The 15,657-nt window shown below is 42.6% G+C and carries 14 protein-coding genes; 10 read left to right on the top strand and 4 right to left on the bottom strand.

The annotated features are described in order from the left end of the window. Window positions 1-39 precede the first annotated feature (39 nt). Complete coding sequence (locus TV75_RS06345; RefSeq protein WP_052504437.1) at window positions 40-639, top strand: phosphatase PAP2 family protein; 600 nt, start codon at window positions 40-42, stop codon at window positions 637-639. 38 nt (window positions 640-677) lie between these two features. Here the strand turns inward: TV75_RS06345 and TV75_RS06340 are convergent, their stop codons facing one another. Further along, the gene (locus tag TV75_RS06340; protein ID WP_044337780.1) at window positions 678-2,075 is read right to left on the bottom strand and encodes a hypothetical protein; all 1,398 of its coding nucleotides are present in this window, start codon (window positions 2,073-2,075) and stop codon (window positions 678-680) included. A 241-nt stretch (window positions 2,076-2,316) separates the two neighbouring features. Here TV75_RS06340 and liaF point away from each other — a divergent pair, with 241 nt between their 5' ends. The 3 genes from liaF to TV75_RS06325 are packed head-to-tail and all read left to right on the top strand — an operon-like array spanning window position 2,317 to window position 4,869. Beyond that, complete coding sequence (gene liaF, locus TV75_RS06335) at window positions 2,317-3,132, top strand: cell wall-active antibiotics response protein LiaF (protein WP_044337779.1); 816 nt, start codon at window positions 2,317-2,319, stop codon at window positions 3,130-3,132. 37 nt (window positions 3,133-3,169) lie between these two features. Then, the gene (locus tag TV75_RS06330) at window positions 3,170-4,198 is read left to right on the top strand and encodes a sensor histidine kinase (protein WP_052504436.1); all 1,029 of its coding nucleotides are present in this window, start codon (window positions 3,170-3,172) and stop codon (window positions 4,196-4,198) included. A gap of 17 nt (window positions 4,199-4,215) precedes the next feature. Beyond that, window positions 4,216-4,869, top strand: a complete 654-nt coding sequence (locus tag TV75_RS06325; RefSeq protein ID WP_301280417.1) for a response regulator transcription factor — start codon at window positions 4,216-4,218, stop codon at window positions 4,867-4,869. Window positions 4,870-4,977: 108 nt separating this feature from the next. Here TV75_RS06325 and TV75_RS06320 read toward each other — a convergent pair whose 3' ends face one another. Both TV75_RS06320 and TV75_RS06315 read right to left on the bottom strand, forming a co-directional pair. After that, complete coding sequence (locus TV75_RS06320) at window positions 4,978-5,553, bottom strand: cysteine hydrolase family protein (protein WP_044337778.1); 576 nt, start codon at window positions 5,551-5,553, stop codon at window positions 4,978-4,980. 188 nt (window positions 5,554-5,741) lie between these two features. Continuing rightward, the gene (locus TV75_RS06315) at window positions 5,742-6,248 is read right to left on the bottom strand and encodes an antibiotic biosynthesis monooxygenase family protein (protein WP_044337777.1); all 507 of its coding nucleotides are present in this window, start codon (window positions 6,246-6,248) and stop codon (window positions 5,742-5,744) included. A gap of 276 nt (window positions 6,249-6,524) precedes the next feature. On the opposite strand from TV75_RS06315, the gene hemE reads away from it, so the two are divergent. The 3 genes from hemE (at window position 6,525) to hemY (ending at window position 10,086) form a co-directional block, all read left to right on the top strand. Continuing rightward, a complete protein-coding gene (gene hemE, locus TV75_RS06310) occupies window positions 6,525-7,556 on the top strand; it encodes a uroporphyrinogen decarboxylase (protein WP_044337776.1) in 1,032 nt (343 codons plus the stop codon). Window positions 7,557-7,646: 90 nt separating this feature from the next. Further along, window positions 7,647-8,576: a ferrochelatase gene (hemH, locus tag TV75_RS06305; RefSeq protein ID WP_044337775.1), complete on the top strand. Its 930-nt coding sequence runs from the start codon at window positions 7,647-7,649 to the stop codon at window positions 8,574-8,576. Window positions 8,577-8,688: 112 nt separating this feature from the next. Further along, complete coding sequence (gene hemY / locus TV75_RS06300; protein WP_156142328.1) at window positions 8,689-10,086, top strand: protoporphyrinogen oxidase; 1,398 nt, start codon at window positions 8,689-8,691, stop codon at window positions 10,084-10,086. A gap of 119 nt (window positions 10,087-10,205) precedes the next feature. On the opposite strand, the gene TV75_RS06295 is transcribed toward hemY, so the two are convergent. Further along, the gene (locus TV75_RS06295; protein ID WP_044337773.1) at window positions 10,206-11,612 is read right to left on the bottom strand and encodes a LysM peptidoglycan-binding domain-containing protein; all 1,407 of its coding nucleotides are present in this window, start codon (window positions 11,610-11,612) and stop codon (window positions 10,206-10,208) included. Window positions 11,613-11,798: 186 nt separating this feature from the next. Between TV75_RS06295 and TV75_RS06290 the strand changes: the two genes are divergently transcribed. From TV75_RS06290 to TV75_RS06280, 3 genes are all read left to right on the top strand, one after another. After that, complete coding sequence (locus TV75_RS06290) at window positions 11,799-12,374, top strand: TetR/AcrR family transcriptional regulator (RefSeq protein ID WP_044337772.1); 576 nt, start codon at window positions 11,799-11,801, stop codon at window positions 12,372-12,374. A 123-nt stretch (window positions 12,375-12,497) separates the two neighbouring features. Beyond that, window positions 12,498-14,705, top strand: coding sequence for a YhgE/Pip family protein (locus TV75_RS06285; protein ID WP_044337771.1), 2,208 nt, complete (start codon window positions 12,498-12,500; stop codon window positions 14,703-14,705). 148 nt (window positions 14,706-14,853) lie between these two features. Beyond that, window positions 14,854-15,606, top strand: a complete 753-nt coding sequence (locus tag TV75_RS06280) for a FixH family protein (protein ID WP_044337770.1) — start codon at window positions 14,854-14,856, stop codon at window positions 15,604-15,606. Window positions 15,607-15,657 lie beyond the last annotated feature (51 nt).

Here is a 15,657-nt window from a genome sequence, read left to right as displayed (position 1 = left end):
GGAAGTGGGTAAATAGAGTGAAATTCAAGGAGGATCAAGATGATGAAGTTTCAATACATAACGGCCATCATTTCATTTGTACTGTTTATGACCATCGCGCATTTTGTTTTTTATGAGATGGAGATTGTAGGTGATGAGTATTTCTTGTCCAGCATGAGCAACCTGCACTTAATAGAATTGTTTTCCGTAATCGGCACTGAATTAGTGATCGGGATCACATCCATCGCCCTTATTTTATATCTTTGGTGGGCCAAGAAGGACTTTGTGGGAATCATCACAGTTGTTGTCCTGGTAGCCGGGAGTAACGTGCTGAATAAAACAATCAAAGGTTTGATGGAAAGAGAGAGACCTCCGTTTTCACATGGAGAGGAAGGGTTCAGCTTTCCAAGCGGCCATGCCATGGTGGGACTGGTCTTCCTACTCGTCATTGCTTATTTCATCAGTAAAGAGATTTCTTCCACAGGAGTGAAAATAACGCTCTACACAGTAGCCATCATTCTTTCCATACTGACAGGACTCAGCAGAATAGTGGAACAGGCTCACTACCCATCAGATGTCGCAGCCGGATACCTGCTCGGATACTCCTTTTTCGTACTGTGCATCTTTCTCTATGAGAAGAGGCCGAAACATGAAAAATAGAGGGACGGACCTAAAACAAGGTCCGTCCCTCACTATATTCAAATCAAAAATATCGCTACAATCGTGGTTGCTACTAATCCGATGACGACTGGAAGCATGTTCCGCCTTGCGAGTTCGAATGGATCGACTCCACAGATGGCGGCAGCCGGGATGAGGGCCCATGGGACGAGTGTTCCACCGCCGACCCAGATGGCTGCGACTTGCCCGAGGGCGGTGAGGGTTGCGACCCCTGAGCCGATGCTGTCTGCGAATAGATTGGCTACAGAACCTGCTAGGGAAATACCGGAAAAACCGGATCCGTCGAGGCCCGTGATCGCTCCAACTGTCGTAAGGGTGATTGCCCCGACTGCTGTAGAGAGGGGAACGACGGCAGCAAGGGATGCCCCGAGGTCATTGACGATTCCTTGAGATGTTGAAGGAAGGAAGTCGCCGATAATCGTTTGAAACCCTGAATCCCCCAAGTAGAAGAAAGCAGCGATTGGGATCACGGGACCAAACACTTTAAATCCAAACTGAAAGCCGTCAATCATGAAACTCGTCGTTTTCTCCAATCCCTTTCCTTTATAGGCTGCCAATGAAATCAAGAGAAGTATACCGATGGATGTTCCACCGATCAGTGCGGTTGCATCTCCTCCTTGAAGATCAAATAGAACCATGGCGGTAATATCCAGGGCAAATAAAATAGGGATAAGAATGGCAATTGTTCGTTTCCACCCTGAAGATAACAGGTTGGGTGACTCCTCCTGGACCTGGTTGATGGACGCCAGGGAGCTCGAATCCACCGAAAGGATTCCTCTCTGCATATCTCTTTTAAGGAAAAGGAAAGCAGTAACGGTTGTGACGACACCCATCACGATAATTAGGGGGATACTTGCAGAAATAACATCTAATACAGGTATGCCGGCTGCGTCGGCTGTTAACTTCGGGGCTGCCTGGATGACAAAGTCTCCCGAAAGGGCGATACCGTGTCCGAATAAATTCATGGCCATGGCAATGCCAAGTGCGGGTAATCCGACTCTAAGGGCGACTGGCACTAACACGGCACCTAGGAGGGCTACAGCAGGCGAAGGCCAGAAGAACCATGATATAAACATCATGACTAGGCCGATTGTCCAGTAAGCAAGGGCCGGAGTGCGGATGAACTTCGTAAACGGCCGAATCATCACATCATTAATCCCCGTAGATGTCAGTACCTTACTCATCGCTACGATAATGGAAATCACGAGAATGGTAGAAAGCAGTTCGGTGATGGCGAATATAAAGCTATTAAATATACTACTAATCGATCCGCTTAATGATCCTGTTGCCACCAGGGCAATACTGAAGATTCCCAGAATACATACGATCGTCGTGTCTTTCCGAAAAATCATGAATAGGATGATGAATCCTATGAAAGCTAAATAAATCCAATGAAGAGCCGTTAAATCAATCTCCATTTGGAACCCCCCCTCTAAATCATTGCTAAACTTTGGGCATCTGCCCTGATCTGTACTATAGATTATGAAAATAGTGAAAAAGGTGTGATGCACGACAGAAACATTTTTTCCGTCTCGAGACTGAGGAAGAATCATGCCGATGTTCCTCAAAGACGTTGAGAAACCAATCTATAATGAAAGTCATAACAGGAATTCATGCATATTTAGCGAAACTAATAGTAGATGCGAAGGTGGTGTTGGTATGAGGTATAAGGGAAGGAAACAATGGTTTTTCTCGTTTATGTTGATGGCGGTAGGGTTGTTGTTATTATTATTGAATATCGGTGTCATTTCCTTGGAAATAACGCAGATATTTGTCAATATTATTCCTATTTTGTTGTTGCTCCTTGGCTTGAAGTGTACGATAGACAGTTTTTTGAAGGGAAGCTTTGGGAAATTGCTGTTCGGATTATTCAGTATGGTGTTAGGGGGGCTCATTATACTCGATGGGTATGATGTAGTGGATTTCGACTATGGAAGCTGGTGGAAACTATGGCCTCTCTTCATAATTGCCATTGCCATTAATAGAGTGGGAAGAAATAAGCCCATCAAGATTAGCATAAGCAATGAATCACCAAATAAAGAGGAGGCATCTCAAATAGGTTTCGAAACCCAGCCGATGGGGGAGAAAATCCTTCAAAAGAAAAATAAAATGAACAAAGGGTTTATTGTGGGGGATATACGTTTCTCTGAGCCAAACTGGCCGCTGGAGTCTATGAATCTTTACAATGCCATTGGAGATTACTATTTTGATTTTAGTAAGGCCTTTATACCTGAAGGGGAAACTCCCATTGATATTAAGGGCTGGATAGGTGATGTAAAGATGATCATTCCAGAAAACGTTCCCGTGGAGATCACCTTGAAAGTGCAGGTGGGGGATATTAAATTATTCGACCAAAAGTCTGCTGATATTCGTTCGGAGCTTTATTACCGTTCCCCTGAATACGAGCTTGCAAGCAAAAAGATCAAACTGAACGTTAATGTAAAAATAGGATCGATTCGAATCAGCCGAGTGTGATTTGAACCGGATATATCAGGTGAAAGGAGGGGAGAAAGTGGAAAAGTCATCAAATATTCGCAGCTGGATTTTTAAAAGCTTTTTCATGATGTCCATCATGACTGTCCTGCTTTTCTTTATTTCCTTGCAAGTCTATCTGTACTTAGCTGACAACCCAAGCTTTTCTCTTCAGGTTTCCCTTTATATAACCATTTGGCTTGCAAGCATTCTTCTATTATTAAGCATATATTTCGGATTTCGCACAGGGTATACATTTAAAGGGAGAATTGATGATATTTCCACCTTTGTAACGCTGTTAAGAAGCGGGAAGTTTTCTGCCAGGGTGGACCGATTTGAACACGATGAGCTTGGGATCTTATCGGATGAGTTAAATCAACTTGCTGTGTTTATTCAAGAACAGGTGAAATCACTCCAGAGGTTAGCTGATGAAAAATCCGAGCTTGCCGACCAGGCTCACCAGGCAGCCGTGATGGAAGAACGGCAAAGGCTGGCGAGAGATCTTCATGATTCAGTCAGTCAGCAATTATTCGCATTAAATATGCTATCTTCTGCCGCGCAAAAAAGTATCGGGAAAGACTCGAAGAAGGTTGAAATGATCGTTAAACAAGTAGCGGACATTGCGGGAAAAGCGCAAGGGGAGATGAGGGCTCTTCTCCTCCATTTACGACCGATCGATTTGAAAGGTGAAAGTCTTTGTGAAGCATTAACCATTTTAATTAGAGAATTAAAGGAAAAAACACAAATCGAGATCGAAGCAAGTCTTAATGGGATCGAGAATCTTTCAAAGGGAACCGAAACCCACATGTTCAGAATTATTCAGGAAAGCCTATCCAATATCCTGCGTCATTCTGAGGCCACGAAAGTAAAGATTGTGACGGAGAAAAAGGGTGGATATGTCACACTGTACATTAGTGATAATGGAAGAGGTTTTAACCTGAAAGAAAACAAGATGACATCTTACGGACTGCAGACGATGAGAGAACGGGCCGAGGAAATCGGAGGATTGTTTCAAATTCGTTCTAAAGAGAAAGAAGGAACGTATATTGACCTGCGGATTCCAATTTAATCGAAGGGGGAAAACAGGTGGATAAGGTAAAGGTGATGATTGTTGATGATCACGAAATGGTTCGATTAGGAATGAAAACCTATTTGCTGACAGAGGATCGGATCGAATTTCTTGGGGAAGCAAAAAGTGGAAAAGAAGCCGCTCAGCTTGCGAAGCTGTATATGCCTGATGTGATTTTGATGGATTTATTAATGGAGAACGGGAACGGAATAGACGCAACCAAGAAAATCCTGACCTTTCATCCACACTGTAAAATCATCATTCTCACAAGCTATTATGATGATGAAAAAGTGTTTCCCGCCATCGAAGCAGGAGCACATAGTTATTTGTTGAAAACGGCAAGTGCGGAAGAAGTGACATCTGCTATTTATAAAGCGGTGAAAGGGGAGTCCGTCATTGCCTCCAAAGTGGCGGATAAAATGATGAACCGTTTCCGCACTAGGGAAGCGTTGCCTCATGAGGAGCTGACCTCTAGGGAAATGGATGTATTGAAATGCCTGGGAGAAGGAATGACGAACCAGGAAGTTTCAGAAGAGCTATTTATTGGGGTTAAGACTGTCAAAACTCATGTAAGTAATATCCTGAGCAAGCTTGGAGTGGCCGATCGTACGCAGGCAGCGATTTATGCGAATCGAAATGGAATCTTGTATAAAGCTGGTAGTAAAGAGTAGAAAAGCTTTTGCGAGAAGAGTTTATATTGAAAAAACGCAAAGGGGCTTAGTCAAAAGGGATGAGTTCATCCCCTTTGACTAAGCCCCTTTGCGAAAACAAAACATTTTTTAGAATGTAACAGGTTTACTTAATTTTAATCGTGAAGAAAGAATGGATTCTGTTGAAGCGATGGTGGCGAATTCATGATGAAGATTAGCAAGTGACAGTCCGTGTACAATTTCTGCAGAAAATAATGAACCGTCATAGGAATTTGTTTCAAAGCATGCTGTAGCATCAAAAGGTACCGTCACATCATACCCTAAATTCGCAGCCATCCGAACCGTACTGGACACACAGTGATTCGTCGTTAAGCCCATGACGACAAGGGAGGTGAACTTTTCCCGTTTCAGATATAAATCCAGGTCTGTATCGATAAAGGCGCTGTTGACGTGCTTGATGATTTGCTTTTCGTTTCGTAGTGGAAGGAATTCTTCTATAAAATCGAAACCTGCTGAACTGGAATGCAGCGGTGATTCCATATCATTAGAAGAGTGCTGTACGTGAACGACCGGCCATGCTTTTTCTCTCCAGGCGTGAAGAAGCTGATAGGCGTTTTCTTCCATACCCGGATTATTACGCTTTCCCCATGAAGGATGACTAAATGCCTTTTGGAAGTCAATCAGAAGCAAACACGTTTGACTCATCGGTACTCCACTCCTTTCATATACGTTGTGTAGTGTTAACCAGCAAAGTAAATATCTATGACCAATACGATAAAGTATACTGTTAATAATTTGTAATTATGTATGTACACCTTAAGTGTAATGATTAAGATTGAAGGTATAAATATCAGGATAATAAATAAGCTGCCAGGAATATGGCAGCTTATGTTTTACTCTTCACCGGTTACATGGTATTCACTCACATAGGAAGCGCGGGGAAAGATATCCTTTTTATTGTCAATACCTTCTTCCGTCCCTCGCTTTTCATGTGCTTTTTTGTATTGCTCTGACTCCTGCCAGGCAGTGAAGTTTCTCTCGTCTTCCCAGAGTGTCATAATCACATATGTATCCGTGTCTAATGGACGAAGGACCCGGATAGCCGTAAAGCCTGGAACTTCTTCGATCAATCCTGCACGATTTTTGAACCGGTATTCAAATAGTGGGCGACCTTCATCTGTAACAGGGATGTTATTGAAAACCACATACCCTTTATTCTTTAGCTCACCTGATTGATCGACAATTTCATATTTGCGGGGGGATTCAAAGACACTCTCTCCATTTGTCTCATGAAGCAGCATTGCATCTTTCCCCTGCATTAAGATCATGTTTTCACCTGTATGCCGATCCATTAATTTTTTTAGAAATTCATGGGTTCCCGTTGTTATATACACCTTCATCCAAATCACCTCAATTAATTAGTAATCTCTATTATACTCTTCCCTAATCATTTGCTCTTGTAACATGATTTCTGGATATTTTTTCATCACCCTTGAAAATCGGCAAATTTATGACATTTTCCCTTGATAACTATACAATTCTCTTTAAAACGTCTATAGTTTAAAAGGGTTACAATCCGTACGGTTCATATTAAAAATAGGACAATTTCAGAATCTAAACAAATTAGTATACAATGGGAATAATGGAGTTACATAGAAAGGTGGACGAACAAAGGTATGAAACAAATGAATGATACTTTTTTACGAGCAGCAAGGGGAGAGAAGACGGACTATACTCCGGTTTGGTATATGAGACAAGCCGGGCGTTCACAACCTGAATACCGTAAAATCAAAGAGAAGTATTCTCTGTTTGAAATTACACACCAACCTGAGCTTTGTGCATATGTGACAAGGCTGCCGGTGGAACAATATGATGTGGATGCAGCGATCCTTTATAAAGACATTATGTCACCACTTCCTTCTATAGGAGTGGATGTAGAAATCAAATCAGGGATCGGTCCGGTGATCGATAACCCGATTCGTACGACAGCGGATGTAGAGAAGCTGGGGGAAATCGACCCCGAAAATGATGTTCCTTACGTATTAAATACCATTAAATTATTGACCCAGGAGCAACTGTCCGTGCCATTGATCGGATTTGCCGGTGCACCATTTACAATGGCAAGCTACATGATTGAAGGCGGTCCTTCGAAAAACTATAATAAAACAAAAGCGTTTATGTATGCAGAACCTCAAGCCTGGTTTGCATTAATGGATAAACTTGCAAACATGACAGTGACGTATGCGAAAGCTCAAATTAAAGCAGGAGCGTCTGCTTTCCAAATTTTCGACTCATGGGTCGGTGCATTGAATATACAAGATTATCGTACATTCATTAAGCCGGTCATGGAGAAGATCTTTACAGAATTGAAGGAAGAGAACGTACCATTGATCATGTTTGGTGTTGGAGCAAGTCACTTGGCAAATGAATGGCATGACCTTCCTCTTGATGTAGTTGGTTTGGACTGGCGCCTGCCGATTAAAGAAGCAAGAGAAAGAGGCATCTCCAAAACAGTTATGGGAAATCTGGATCCTGCGATTCTGTTAGCTCCTTGGGAAGTGATCGAAGATAGAGCAAAAGAGATCCTTGATCAAGGAATGGAGCTTCCTGGCCACATCTTTAACTTGGGACACGGGGTATTTCCGCAAGTTAATCCGGATACATTAAAGCGTCTTGCAAGTTTCGTACATGAATACAGTGCCAGGTAGAGCACATTCATATGTGTGTATCCATGGATTCATCTGAAGAAACATGGCACAATAATGGAATGTATGATACTGATAATGAGGTGAAATGGTATGACAAAGAAAAAAATGGGTCTATTGGTGATGGCCTATGGAACTCCATATAAAGAAGAAGATTTGGAACGTTACTATACTCATATCCGACATGGAAGAGCTCCCTCGGCTGAATTGCTGGAAGATCTACGTGGCCGTTATGAAGCGATCGGTGGGATTTCCCCACTGGCTAAGATCACCCTGGATCAGGCGAAGAGCCTTGAAGAACATTTAAACAGCATTCAGGATGGCATTGAGTTTAAAATGTATCTTGGTCTGAAGCATATCGAACCTTTCGTGGAAGATGCTGTTGAACAAATGCATAAAGATGGCATTGAAGAAGCCGTTTCGATTGTACTTGCCCCTCATTTCTCCACGTTCAGTGTTAAATCCTACAATGGACGTGCGAAGGAAACGGCAGAAAAGCTGGGTGGACCACACATCACATCCGTTGAGAGCTGGTATGATGAACCTAAATTCATTCAGTATTGGGTGGATAGAGTGAAAGAAACCTATGCAAGCATGTCAGATGAGGAAAAGAGTCATGCTGTCCTGATCGTATCCGCCCACAGTTTACCGGAACGTATCCTGCAGTCAGGCGATCCATATCCAATGCAATTAGAGGAAACAGCGAAGATGATCGCAGAGGGCGCAGGCGTGAAGGAATATGCAGTAGGCTGGCAAAGTGAAGGGAACACTCCTGACCCCTGGTTAGGTCCTGACGTTCAGGACTTAACCCGTGATCTTTATAAAGAAAAAGGATACAAGACATTCGTCTACACACCGGTAGGTTTCGTATCAGATCATCTAGAAGTGCTATATGACAATGATTATGAATGTAAAGTGGTAACAGATGATATTGGAGCTTCGTACTATCGTCCTGAAATGCCGAATGCCAAACCTGAATTCATCGATGCAATGGCAGAAGTCGTGTTAAAACACCTTAAATAATTTCTCGTTTTTGGCTGAAACAAATGAAGGACTGAGGCAAATGAGTTTACACTCACCGCTTTAGTCCTTCTCTATTGTTCAATAAGATATATTGTTAAAGAAGGCGATGAACGTGTTGGAACAAAATAAAAGGGTCGTAATCATAGGTGGAGGGATCACCGGATTAACGACGGCGTACTACCTGCAACAGGAAATAAAAGAAAAAAACCTTCCCATAGAAGTAAAGCTGGTGGAAGCAACCCATCGACTCGGTGGAAAAGTGCAAACCTTGAAAAGAGACGGGTATGTGATCGAAAAGGGACCGGACTCATGTTTAGCCAGCAAACCGGAAGTCTCCCGCTTAGCGGAACGACTGGGAATCGAGGATACGCTCATCCGTAATCGTAAAGGCACGTCCTATGTGATAGCGGGTGGTGAGCTGTACCCCATACCCGGTGGATCCATCGTAGGTATTCCAACCCAAATCGCCCCTTTCATTACGACCAGTCTGTTTTCATTGACAGGAAAGATGAGGGCTGCGGCAGATTTCGTGCTTCCCCGCTCACAGGAAACAGAAGATCAGTCCCTGGGGAAATTCTTTAGAAGAAGAATGGGGGATGAAGTTGTTGACCATTTGATTGAACCACTCCTAACAGGAATCTTTGCCGGAGATATCGATCAATTAAGCTTAATGTCAACTTTCCCGCAACTCTACGAATTGGAACAGAAACATCGCAGTTTAATAGCAGGTATCAAAAAGAGCGGCCAATCAGCCAACACGGATGAAAAAGGTAACTTCCTTACATTCACAGGAGGGCTTCAGTCCTTGATCGACGCCATGGAGGAAGGTCTGGAGCCGAACACGGTATACAAAAGCATGAAAGTAACCAACATAGAAAAAGAAGACGGCAATGATTATACGATTACCTTCACAAACGGGGAGCAATTAGAAGCCGATAGCGTAATCGTCACTACACCTCATCATGTAGTACATTCCATGTTTCCCACCTACCCATTCTTAGCCTTTTTGAAAGAAATGCCAGCTACCTCGGTGGCAACCGTTGCAATGGGATTTTCACAGGATGCCATAAAAAAAGACATCGCCGGTACGGAATTCCTCGTGTCAAGAAACAGTGACTATTCCTTGACGGCAGGTACCTGGACCCATAAAAAATGGCCCCACACCGCCCCGGAAGGAAAGGCACTATTGCGATGCTACCTGGGGAAATCGGGTGACGAAACCATCGTCGATTTATCTGATGATGAAATTCAGCAGATTGTCCTTGAAGACCTGAGCAAGGTCATGGTTATAGAGGGTGCTCCTGAGTTTACGATCGTGTCCCGTTATAAGAACTCCATGCCGCAATATACAGTGGGCCACAGGGAACGGATCCTGGACATGTATGAACAGGCTGAAGCGAGCCTGCCTGGACTATTTATCGCCGGGAGTTCTTATGAAGGAGTAAGTATCCCGGACTGTATCGAGCAGGGAGAAAAGACCGTATCGAAAGTATTGGAGTACCTGCAATAGGATTATGGAGGCCGCCATGGTGGCGGTCTTTTTTTTGGATCTATTAGGAAAGCATTTACGCCAATCTTCAAGATAATCAACAGAAAAATACCTCCTGCAGACAACAGGAGGTGCACCACTCACTTCACAACCCGATACCTTGAATGCTGCAGCATCCAATTCTGTGGAAAGGCAGATCCCAAAACCCAGTAACTTAAACCCCTGAGTCCATACTCATCCACCGTTTTCTGTTTGGCCAGCATGCTTCGTGCGTCTTCAAACCAGACTTCATGCTTTTGGCCGGTTTCATCCCAATAAGTGAAATAAGGGGATTGATAAACGTCGTTGTATTGAATCCTTACACCATACTTGCTTGCGAGATCAAGTGCTCCTTGAGGCGAGACCGTTTTAGCAAAGGTTCCGTCTGCCCATGGAACATTCCAGTTGCGTCCATAGAGGGGAGCGCCCATCATGATTTTGTTTCTCGGTATTACGGTTACGGCGTAATCAAGTACTTTTTTCACTTCATTAATGGGGGCAATCGCCCATGGTTTTCCGCCTGCCCATCCCCATTCGTATGTCATGAGGACAACGAAATCGACAATATCTCCGTGAGCTTTATAGTCATGGGCTTCATACAAGAGTCCTTTTTGGTCAGCTCTAATTTTAGGTGCGAGGGCCGTCGATACAGAGTACCCTTTAGGTTTTAAGGCTGCAACGGTTCTTCTTAAAAAAGTATTATAATTTTCCCGGTCCTCGGGATATACATATTCGAAATCAAAATTTAAACCTTTATAGCCCTTCAGCTCCATTTTCTTTAAGATGGATGAGATTAAGGTGTTTTGCAGAGTTTCACTTCTTAGAATGGTGGCAACAAGATCAGAGTCGAATTTTCCACCTGTAAAATTTGTGAGAACCAGTAAAGGGTCGACGTTTTGGTTGTATGAGGCTGAAATAAGAGCACTATCATTTAACTCAGTGACCGAACCGTCTCTTGTAATGGAATACGTAAAGGGAGTCAGGTAAGTGAAATAGCTTCCCAAACCGTTCACTTCGGCTACTCCTTCACTGTCTGTCCGGGTAATATAGGCATTTACTTCTGTCGTTAGTTTGGTGTTTGGAATCCTGATTTGCTGGTTTGGATAAATGAGAGAAGGATTTGAAATAGAATTGGCCTTTAAAATGTCCTGAAGCGGGACTTTATAGTTATAGGAAATGACATAAAGTGACTCACCCGATTTTACTCTATGGATAAAGGAAGGCATAACGATCAATTGACCAACGAATAGCATTGATGGATCAGAAATTTGATTGAAATCGATCAGTTCATTTAGACTTATATTATATTTTTGGCTGATGCTATACAATGTATCTCCTGGTTGTACGATGTATTCTTTTAGAGGTTCCGGAATAAGAAGACTTTGTCCAATCACGAGAATATTGGGGTTTTTCAATTGGTTTCCGTATGAAATTTGATTCATGCCTACACCATATCGTTGAGCGATCGACCAAAGAGAATCCCCGCTTTTAACAACGTAAATATTCATAAGACACCCCCAAACAAACTTTATCCTTATAGCCTATTCACGAAGGCTTAATCTATATGAGGGATGAATGGTATACTATAAGAAAAAAACACTTGTGGATCGGCAGGAAATGTGATAAATTAGTCAATGTTAACAAAATGACTGAATTACAAATTTGGTCAAATGGTCATATTAAGGGGTGTGTTCATGGCGATCGATCGAAAAAAACAGGTTCTGGAGGCAGCGACGAATTCGTTCTCACTGTTCGGTTATAAAGCAACGACAATGGATCAAGTGGCAAAATTGGCTAATGTGGGAAAAGGGACGATTTATACTTTTTTTAGAAATAAGGAAGAATTGTTTGATGAAATTGTATCATCGTTAATCAACGAAATGAAACGGGAAGCGGAAGAAGTCATCGATCCCAAGGAATCCTTTTCTGAAAATGTTCATCGTGCATTGTTCCGCATGCTTGAATTCAGGAAAGAGCATAAGCTGACCATCAAGCTTTATCAAGAAGCACGGGAGATGGGAACTCCTGCTGTATCGGAAGTCATTGATCGCATGGAGAAAGTGGTCATTGAGTTCGTGAGTAAACGAATTGAAAAAGCGATCGCCTCAGAAGCGATTAAGCCATGTAATCCTGAAATGACCGCCTTTGTTATGTTGAAGATGTACGTTTCACTTATTTTCGATTGGGAACGAGCACATGGTCCCCTTGATAAAGATGAAATTGCCAACCTCTTTGAACTATATTTAATTAAAGGGTTATCGAATCGATAGTCCTTCATTTTTGGTAAAAAATGACCAAATGAATAAAATAGTCATTTATTTATTTTTTTTGTATAAAATGACTATTTGGACTAAATGGTCAATTATTCAAATTCAGGAAAATTGGAGGAAAACATGATGAATTCATTTATTGGTTCAGAGTTTAAAGCGATATTCAAAAATAAGAAACTTCTCATTCCGATTCTAGCCGTCCTTTTCATCCCTGTTCTGTACAGTGGTATGTTCTTGTGGGCATTTTGGGATCCATATGAACAGTTATCAGACTTACCTGTGGCTGTAGTAAACAGCGACCAGGGAGCTGAGTTTGACGGAAAGGAATTGCATATCGGGGATGAACTTGTTGATAAACTGAAGGATAGCGAGCAATTCGACTTTCACTTTGTCGATAAGGAGGAAGCATACAAAAATTTAGAGAAACAGGATTATTACATGCTTGTTGAGATTCCGGAGGATTTCTCTGAAAATGGAACAACATTACTAGAAGATCATCCTAAAAAGCTTTCTCTGAAATATGTTCCGAATGAAAGCTTTAACTTCCTGTCCGCCCAAATCGGTGATACAGCGATGAAAGAGATCAAGGCGAGCCTTTCGAAGTCTGTCTCTGAAACCTATGCAGAGACCATGTTTGATAAAATCAAGCAAATGGGAGACGGCTACCGGACGGCCAGTGACAAAGCTTCCGAAATCAATAATGGGGCGATCGATTTATCTCAAGGTGCCAATAAGTTGAAGGATAATTTAGCCGTTTTAGCAGAAAAGAATGTTGAGATGAATGACGGTGTGGCGAAAACGCGGGCAGGTGCCGAGAAACTCGCAAAGGGTTCTAAGGAACTATCGGACGGTGTTGGGGTCATGACGGATAAATCACAACAACTATATAAAGGAACACAGGATGTCCAATCCGGAATCAATGCCCTTGCAGCAGGGATTGATAAAAGCAAGGCTGGTTTAGAGCAGGTGGATGCCGGATTAGCCAGTGCAGTTGCCAATACTTCAAGAGATTCGGAACTATACGGTGGTACTAAGAAACTGGCTGCCGGGCTTGAAGAATTGAAAGGGTATGCGAATAGTGCAGGGACAGGTGCTCAGCAAATAAATTCCGGGGCAAATGAATTGGAAAAACAATTGGCTCCATTGATGGGAAGTCTTCCTGACGAGCAACGTGCTGGATTAGAAGCAGCCATTGCACAAATAAAAAATGGGGCTTCGGATCTTCAAACAGGTACAGGTGCATTAAGTAAGGGAGCAGGGGACCTTAAAAATGGTGCAGATGGTCTTACAGCCGGTATTGAGAAACTGAATAAGGGCCAAATGGAGCTTCATGCCGGAGTCGGACAATTAGTGGACGGCTCAGCCCAACTGGATGAAGGATCCAATCAGCTTCAAGCAGGTCAGGGTGAAGTTGTGAAAAACTTTGGCTTATTAAATGATAAGCTCGGTGAAGTATACCAAGGAACAGTAAGTGTCGCTTCAGGAGCAAGCGAACTAAGTTCAGGTCTCAATAAAGTATACAATGGTTCCACTCAACTAACAGATGGTTCAAAGAAACTTGCCGATGGTTCAACAGAATTAGCAGAAGGTTCAACGAAACTATCAGATGGAACAACAGAATATGAAACTAAATTAAAAGACGCATCAAAAGAAGCAAACAGTGTCAAATCGGATGACGATACGTATGACATGATGGCTGGTCCAGTCGATGTGAAAAATGAGAAAATCAATCATGTTCCAAACTACGGAACTGGTTTTGCTCCTTATTTCTTATCTCTAGGGTTATTTGTCGGAGCACTATTGATTTCGATTGTGTATCCATTGAGAGAACCGGCAAATCGTCCTTCAAGCGGGATGAGTTGGTTCCTTGGTAAATTCACTGTCCTTACAGTGGTAGGGATCATTCAATCCCTGGTTGCAGCCGGTATTTTACTACTTGGATTGGGCCTTGAAGTGGAAAGTGTACCATTATTCTTACTTTCTACGATCATTACGAGTCTTACATTCCTGGCCCTCATCCAAATGCTTGTAACGATTTTAGGAGATCCGGGACGCTTTGTAGCGATTATTATATTGATCCTGCAATTAACTACGAGTGCAGGGACATTCCCATTAGAATTAATCCCGAGTGCTCTGCAGCCAATCAGTGCATTGTTACCGATGACTTACTCGGTATCAGCGTTCAAAGCGGTCATCTCAAGCGGGGACTTTGCCTTCATGTGGCAGAACATCTTCATCCTGCTGGGATACTTCAGTGTGTTCAGCGCATTGACAGTTGTATTCTTCATAGGGTTATTCAAGAAACAATATACGAAAACAGTAGAAGCATAAGGAAAAAAACGGGAGATGCCACACAAATCTCCCGTTTTTTCTTCATGAAATGGACAAACCATCCGTATGCATGACAGTGTATACTAATTGGTGAGAAGTACATAATGGTGAGACACTAAAAAGAGAATGTCCAAAGGAGAATGTAGACATGAAGAAAATAAGCTTATTTATGCTGGTGGGTTTCCTGGCATTGTTTATCGCTGCATGTGGTAATTCAAATGAAGATAACGGAGCAAAAGAAGACGAGAAACTGGAAGCGATTGAAGCAAAGTTAGACGTCCCTGAAAAAGGGGAAAAGGGAGAAACCGTTTCTCTTTCGACTAAAGTCACTCAAGGTGATGAGAACGTCGAGGACGCTGGTGAAGTGAAATACGAGATTTGGAAAAATGGTCATAAAGAACAAAGTGAAATGATTGAAGCGAAGCATGATAAAGACGGTGTATATAAAGCCGAAAAGACCTTTGAAGAAGACGGCATGTATACTGTGCAGGTCCATGTAACGGCCCGTGATATGCACACCATGCCGACAGCTGTAATTGGAATTGGAGAAGTAGAGGCAGAGGAACATGGAGAGGAAAGCGAAGACGATCACCACGGTCATCACGAAAGTTCAGTTTCCATCCATCTTATGAAGCCTGATACGATTAAGATGAACGAAGAAGCAGAAATGAACGTTCATGTGGAAAATGAAGATAAAGCACTGGGAAAAGCAGAAGTGCGTCTGGAAATTTATAAAGAGGGTCAAGAGAAGCATGAGTGGGTCGACTTAACAGAAGGTGAAGCCGGTAAGTATAATGGGTCGTATGCTTTCCCGGAAGAAGGTACATACAATGTACAGGTTCATGTGACCAAAGGTGAGGAAATTCACGAACACACAATGCAAATAGTAGAAGTACAATAAACATAAAAAGGATGCTCTTCTCTTTGAAGAGCATCCTTTTTATTACCCCTT

The sequence above is a fragment of the Rossellomorea aquimaris genome, assembly GCF_000935355.1.
In the GTDB taxonomy this organism is placed as follows: Bacteria; Bacillota; Bacilli; order Bacillales; family Bacillaceae_B; genus Rossellomorea; species Rossellomorea aquimaris_B.
Note: the sequence above shows the minus strand (reverse complement) of the source record. Positions and strands in the feature narration are given on the sequence as shown.

Bases quoted from the DNA above. Each gene is read 5' to 3' on its own strand.
- TV75_RS06285 (WP_044337771.1), top strand. From the start codon at position 12,498: ATGATGAATTCATTTATTGGTTCAGAGTTTAAAGCGATATTCAAAAAT.
- TV75_RS06280 (WP_044337770.1), top strand. From the start codon at position 14,854: ATGAAGAAAATAAGCTTATTTATGCTGGTGGGTTTCCTGGCATTGTTT.
- TV75_RS06290 (WP_044337772.1), top strand. From the start codon at position 11,799: ATGGCGATCGATCGAAAAAAACAGGTTCTGGAGGCAGCGACGAATTCG.
- TV75_RS06345 (WP_052504437.1), top strand. From the start codon at position 40: ATGATGAAGTTTCAATACATAACGGCCATCATTTCATTTGTACTGTTT.
- hemH (WP_044337775.1), top strand. From the start codon at position 7,647: ATGACAAAGAAAAAAATGGGTCTATTGGTGATGGCCTATGGAACTCCA.
- TV75_RS06340 (WP_044337780.1), bottom strand. From the start codon at position 2,075: ATGGAGATTGATTTAACGGCTCTTCATTGGATTTATTTAGCTTTCATA.
- TV75_RS06320 (WP_044337778.1), bottom strand. From the start codon at position 5,553: ATGAGTCAAACGTGTTTGCTTCTGATTGACTTCCAAAAGGCATTTAGT.
- hemE (WP_044337776.1), top strand. From the start codon at position 6,525: ATGAAACAAATGAATGATACTTTTTTACGAGCAGCAAGGGGAGAGAAG.
- liaF (WP_044337779.1), top strand. From the start codon at position 2,317: ATGAGGTATAAGGGAAGGAAACAATGGTTTTTCTCGTTTATGTTGATG.
- TV75_RS06295 (WP_044337773.1), bottom strand. From the start codon at position 11,612: ATGAATATTTACGTTGTTAAAAGCGGGGATTCTCTTTGGTCGATCGCT.
- TV75_RS06315 (WP_044337777.1), bottom strand. From the start codon at position 6,248: ATGAAGGTGTATATAACAACGGGAACCCATGAATTTCTAAAAAAATTA.